Below are 5,143 nucleotides of genomic sequence, written 5' to 3' on the forward strand. Positions count from 1 at the left end.
CACCGGCGTGTACCATGTGTCGTCAGATCCAATCAGCAAGTATGATCTCCTCAGAATCATTGCCGAGGTTTACGGCAAAAAGACCCAAATCGTTCCGGACGACCAGTTGGTGATTGACCGCTCATTAAATTCATCTCGTTTCCAGAACGCTACCGGCTACCGCCCTCCCGACTGGCCGGTTCTAATCCGATCCATGTATGACTTTGGCTAAAACATCCTCGAGCGAGACGTTAATGTTTTCCAACAAGACCCTTTTGATTACTGGGGGCACCGGCTCTTTTGGCAACGCTGTGCTGGCTCGATTCCTCAAAACGGACTTCGCAGAGATCCGTATCTTTAGCCGGGACGAAAAAAAGCAGGAGGATATGCGCCTGTCGTTGCCGGACGATCGCTTAAAATTTTATATTGGTGATGTCCGCGATTATCACGCTGTCGATGATGCAGTTCGCGGAGCCGACTACATCTTCCACGCTGCGGCGCTCAAGCAAGTGCCGTCTTGCGAATTTTACCCAATGGAGGCGATCAAAACGAATGTTCTCGGCGCTGAAAACGTGCTTCGCGCTGCGATCAGCCATCGCGTCCAGCGTTGCGTGGTGCTTAGCACTGACAAGGCTGTATACCCTGTAAACGCTATGGGTATGTCAAAGGCGTTGATGGAAAAAGTTATGATCGCGAAATCGCGAGTCAGCGATTCTGTTCGCACCGTCGTCTGCGCCACCCGTTACGGCAACGTCATGGCGTCCCGCGGCTCAGTGATCCCCCTCTTCCTTGACCAACTGCTAGGCGGCAAGCCCCTGACATTAACCGATCCCAACATGACACGTTTCTTGATGTCGCTCGATGAATCAGTCGACTTAGTACTTTATGCATTCGAGCACGCACGGTCGGGCGATATATTTGTTCAGAAGGCACCCGCTTCTACCGTGGGGGTTCTGGCTGAGGCGATGCAGGAACTATTCGAACGGGACAATCCGGTGAAAATCATCGGGACTCGTCATGGTGAGAAGCTTTTCGAAACTTTGGTGTCGCGCGAGGAAATGGTGCGTGCGGAAGACCTAGGCAATTATTATCGGATTCCGGCCGATTCTCGGGATCTGAACTACGACAAATATTTCGTTGAAGGCGAGCGAATGGTTTCAGAGCTGGAGGATTACACATCTCACAACACCGTTCGCCTCGATGTCGGTCAGGTCAAGGCACTGCTATCGCAGTTGGACATCCTTAAAGGGGCGCTCCGTGCTTAAGGTCATGACCATTGTTGGGACTCGGCCAGAGATTATTCGGCTGTCCAGGGTCATTGCAAAGTTCGATGCCAATTTCGATCACGTGCTCGTTCATAGTGGCCAGAACTACGATTATGAGCTGAATGAGGTCTTCTTTTCGCAGTTGGGCATTCGGCCGCCCAACGTCTTCCTCGAAGCTGCAGGTGCTTCTGCTGCGGAGACAATTGGGAAAGTCATCATCGCGGCTGATCAGGCGATCGAGAGTCATCGCCCCGACGCACTGCTGATTTTGGGTGACACGAATAGCTGTTTGGCGGCGATTGCGGCCAAACGGCGGAAGGTGCCCATCTTCCACATGGAGGCCGGAAATCGTTGCTTCGATTTTCGTGTTCCAGAGGAGATTAACCGCCGAATTGTGGACCATACAGCGGATGTCAATCTGACCTATAGCCAGATTGCTCGTGACTACCTACTGCGAGAAGGCCTCCCACCCGACCAGGTAATTGTTACCGGCAGTCCGATGCGGGAGGTGCTCGAGCACTACAGAAGCGGAATCGAAGCCTCGGCGGCGGTCAGCAATCTCGGCTTGACGGCAGAACGTTTCTTCGTAGTCAGTGCTCATCGCGAGGAAAATGTGGATTCGCCCGAGCGGCTAAGGAAGCTGCTTAATGTCCTCAATGGGATTGCCGAGCGATATCAGGAGCCAGTCATCGTTTCGACTCATCCTCGCACGAGAAAACGTTTGGACGCGCTTGGTGCCAGCTGCCATGAAAATGTCAGGTTTGAAAAACCGTTTGGGTTCTTCGACTATATTAGGCTCCAGTGTTCGGCTCGAGCCGTGCTTTCGGATAGCGGCACGATAACTGAGGAAAGCGCGATCCTGAACTTTCCCGCCCTCAATCTGCGCGAGGTACATGAGCGCCCCGAAGGCTTCGAAGAGACCTCAGTGATGATGGTCGGCCTGGACATAGAGCGCGTTTTTGACGGGCTTAAGATATTGGAGACTCAGTCACGAGGCGCGATGCGGACCTTGCGTTTGCCGACTGACTATAGCTCCGACAATGTATCCGAAAAGGTGCTGCGGATCGTTCTAAGTTACACGGACTTCATCAACAGGCGGGTCTGGAGGAAACACGAACCTGGCGCCGTCTGACCGCAATCGTGCCTTCGTCTCCCCGCAGCTCTGAGCGAAAAGCCGTCCGCCGCATTCCGACTCGCCATCGTCTAGTGCAAGGCAGGAACTCAGCCCAACTAAATCTGATACGGCAGATCCTCACACTTTCGCGGTAACCGCCCGCCTACCCGTAGCCAGCCAATCAACCATGTACCAAACGGCGCCGACGAAAAGCACCGACAGGACCAATTCGATCGCGTAAATGAACAAAGTCCACGGGAACCCCATTTGGACGAGTAAGTAGGCTAACGAGACACCTGTCACCGCCGCAGAGGCGACATTTTGTGTGACCCAGGCAGCCAACCATTCGATCGAATGGCCAGCTATTGTCAGAAAGAACATGAATACCGAGACGACGATTATCGACCCTGAAAGGCTGGCCACCCCAATGGGGCCTGGCAACGTGAGGAACGTATAATATTGGACCTTTCCGTACCGGTCACCGGACATTTTTTGGTAGATCGCTTGGGCGCCAGCGGCTGGGTCTTCTTTGATCACATGCAAGAACAAATCGCCTCCAAGATGGTCAAGATTTGCCGCGGCCGTCATCGTCCCTTCAAGTCCAACCCAGCGCATGACCGCGAGATTGCGCAGTTGACGGTAGAGACCGGCTAGGGCGAAACGATCACCTCTGACTGCCTCAACCTTGTCTATTATCGTCGCAGCCGGAGGCGCCGAGGAGTCGGGCGACGGTGCCAGAGTTTTTCCGATGCCTGTCGGCTGCTGTGGAACAACGCCTGACGGCTGCTGTGGAACGCCTTGTGTCTGTGCGGTGCTGATCGAGAAATCGAAAGTGCGTTCAAGGCTAACTACTGCAAGCGAGCCTGCAAAAACAAATCCGCTGAGACCCATGGCAACTGCGATCGCAACCCAACTCCTCACATCGCGACGTCGTAAGACAACGACCGCGAATGCGGCGAGAACATAGAGAAGCAACTGGATGCGGCTTCCCATCGAGAGCGATGCGAGCAGCCCAAGAAACACTGCTACGTAGATCAACACTGAATACGACCAGTCGCGTAGTTCGACCAGCCACAGGGCCAAGGTTAGGCCTCCCAAAAGAGCCCCCCATGCGATCACGAAGGCCGCGACCGCATACAGGCGGGGGTTGATGTTAATGCCCAAGGGGAAACCAATCCGTATAATGTGAAATGAGTAATTGGCCCAATACAGCCCGATAGAAACGGCAATCAAACTTGCAAACGCGAGGACGACAAATTTCGACACGAAAGGAGGCGCTACCGCCTTCCGAATTTCCTTGAACGCGGGATAAAACGATGCGGCCAATCCAGCCGCGCACACCCCTGAAAAGCCACTAGCTGCGAAAGCAAGTGCCTGATCCCACTCAGTCGTGAATGTGCTGGTAGGCTCGATGAGCGCGATGCCAAATACGAAATTAGCGACCGCTTTTGCAATGAATCCTACAAAAAGGAATGACGACAGCAGAAACACGAAAAAGGAGGACGGACGCCAGAGCGGGATGAAGACGGCAGCGCAGCCCGATGCATAGAACCAGAGGAGAATCAGTTTCGACTGGCCGGGATAGGTGGCTAGAAGGACGAAGCCCATTGAGGCAACAAGCAGCGCAACTCCCAAGAGAATCGCGTTTCCGGGCACATTTGCTCGAGATGGCTGAAGCTTTTGAGATTGGCTCATATCAACCCTTTACTTCAATGCTCGCGGAGACCACAAACCGACATGCGGCAAGCATGACCAAAACCCTCTGCGCCACGAATCGCGATTCTTCCCCATAATACACGCAGCCGGCGACGCAATTCGTTGTATGAGAAGCAATCCCCATGATATAGCCCTGCGAATTGCGAATTGGCTTGTGCCTCGTCTCATAAATTGGCTCGATTCGCTGCCCTTTTTCGAAGTCAGCCCGAATGACCTACAAGCAATGTGACACCGGTCCGCGCGTGGTAGTGCTCGGGGGAACCGGGTTCGTTGGTGAGGCCCTAGCGCGGCTGTTGGCCAATCCGGCCTTCCCACCCAGCCGGTTCATTGTGCATCGTTCGGAACCAGAATGGCTCAATCAAGCCGGCGTGAATGTCAAAAAGGCCGATTTGGAAGATTCTGCCGAGATGTTGGCCGCCTTGAGCGGTTACGACGTGATGATCAACTTATTACGCCCCGACGGCACCGGTTGGTACCCTACCGTATTGCGGAGCTTGCAGTCGACATTTCGCGACGCCGGTATTTCCCGTTGTATTCATGCTAGCAGCATTGACGTTTACGCAGGGGTACGCGACCGGCAAATCGACGAAGCCACATTGCCATGCGCGTTGTCGCCTTATGAGCAAGAGCATCTTATAGGTGAGGCAATTCTGACAGGCTCGTTCGCCGAGACGATTGTGTTGCGGCTGGGAGCTATTTTCGGATGCGGCGGACGCAATCTCGTCACTTTGGCGGAGGAGATGAAACAAGCCCCATCATGGAAGATTGCGCTCCGCCGTGCTCTTTACGGTGAAAGACGAATGCACCTGGTGAGTGTGGAGACTGTTGCACAGGCATTTGTCAAATTGGCGTTCGACCGGAAAATCCATGGCTCACAGATCGTCGTAGTTACCGATGATTCCGATCCGAATAACAATTTCGCGTTTGTCCAGGATCGCTTCGCCCTGGCATTCGGCCGAGAATTCCCGAAATTTGGACCAACCTCACCAAGATTCTTCCTTAGATTCTTGTTACGTCTGAGGGGGCTTCCGGCGCACGCTATTGACCGGCGCTTCTCTGCAATCAGGGC

4 protein-coding genes and 1 pseudogene are annotated in these 5,143 nt (G+C 54.0%); 4 read left to right on the plus strand and 1 reads right to left on the minus strand.

All coding sequences use genetic code 11. The annotated features are described in order from the left end of the window. The 3 genes and pseudogenes from EN964_RS38185 to wecB all read left to right on the plus strand — a co-directional run. A pseudogene (locus EN964_RS38185) lies at positions 1–211 on the plus strand (SDR family NAD(P)-dependent oxidoreductase); the annotation flags it as partial. A gap of 22 nt (positions 212–233) precedes the next feature. Beyond that, entirely contained in the window at positions 234–1,244 is a 1,011-nt protein-coding gene (locus EN964_RS23680; RefSeq protein ID WP_127271261.1) for a polysaccharide biosynthesis protein, read from the plus strand. Beyond that, entirely contained in the window at positions 1,237–2,376 is a 1,140-nt protein-coding gene (gene wecB / locus EN964_RS23685) for a non-hydrolyzing UDP-N-acetylglucosamine 2-epimerase (RefSeq protein WP_272483079.1), read from the plus strand. The genes EN964_RS23680 and wecB overlap by 8 nt, the downstream gene beginning before the upstream one ends. Before the next feature lie 120 nt (positions 2,377–2,496). On the opposite strand, the gene EN964_RS23690 is transcribed toward wecB, so the two are convergent. Beyond that, positions 2,497–4,053, minus strand: coding sequence for a hypothetical protein (locus EN964_RS23690; protein WP_127267027.1), 1,557 nt, complete (start codon positions 4,051–4,053; stop codon positions 2,497–2,499). 230 nt (positions 4,054–4,283) lie between these two features. Here EN964_RS23690 and EN964_RS23695 point away from each other — a divergent pair. Next, the coding region (locus tag EN964_RS23695) for an NAD(P)-dependent oxidoreductase (RefSeq protein ID WP_127276781.1) at positions 4,284–5,143 on the plus strand (860 nt) is incomplete at its 3' end.

Source organism: Mesorhizobium sp. M7A.F.Ca.CA.001.10.2.1 (genome assembly GCF_003998575.1).
Classification (GTDB): Bacteria; Pseudomonadota; Alphaproteobacteria; order Rhizobiales; family Rhizobiaceae; genus Mesorhizobium.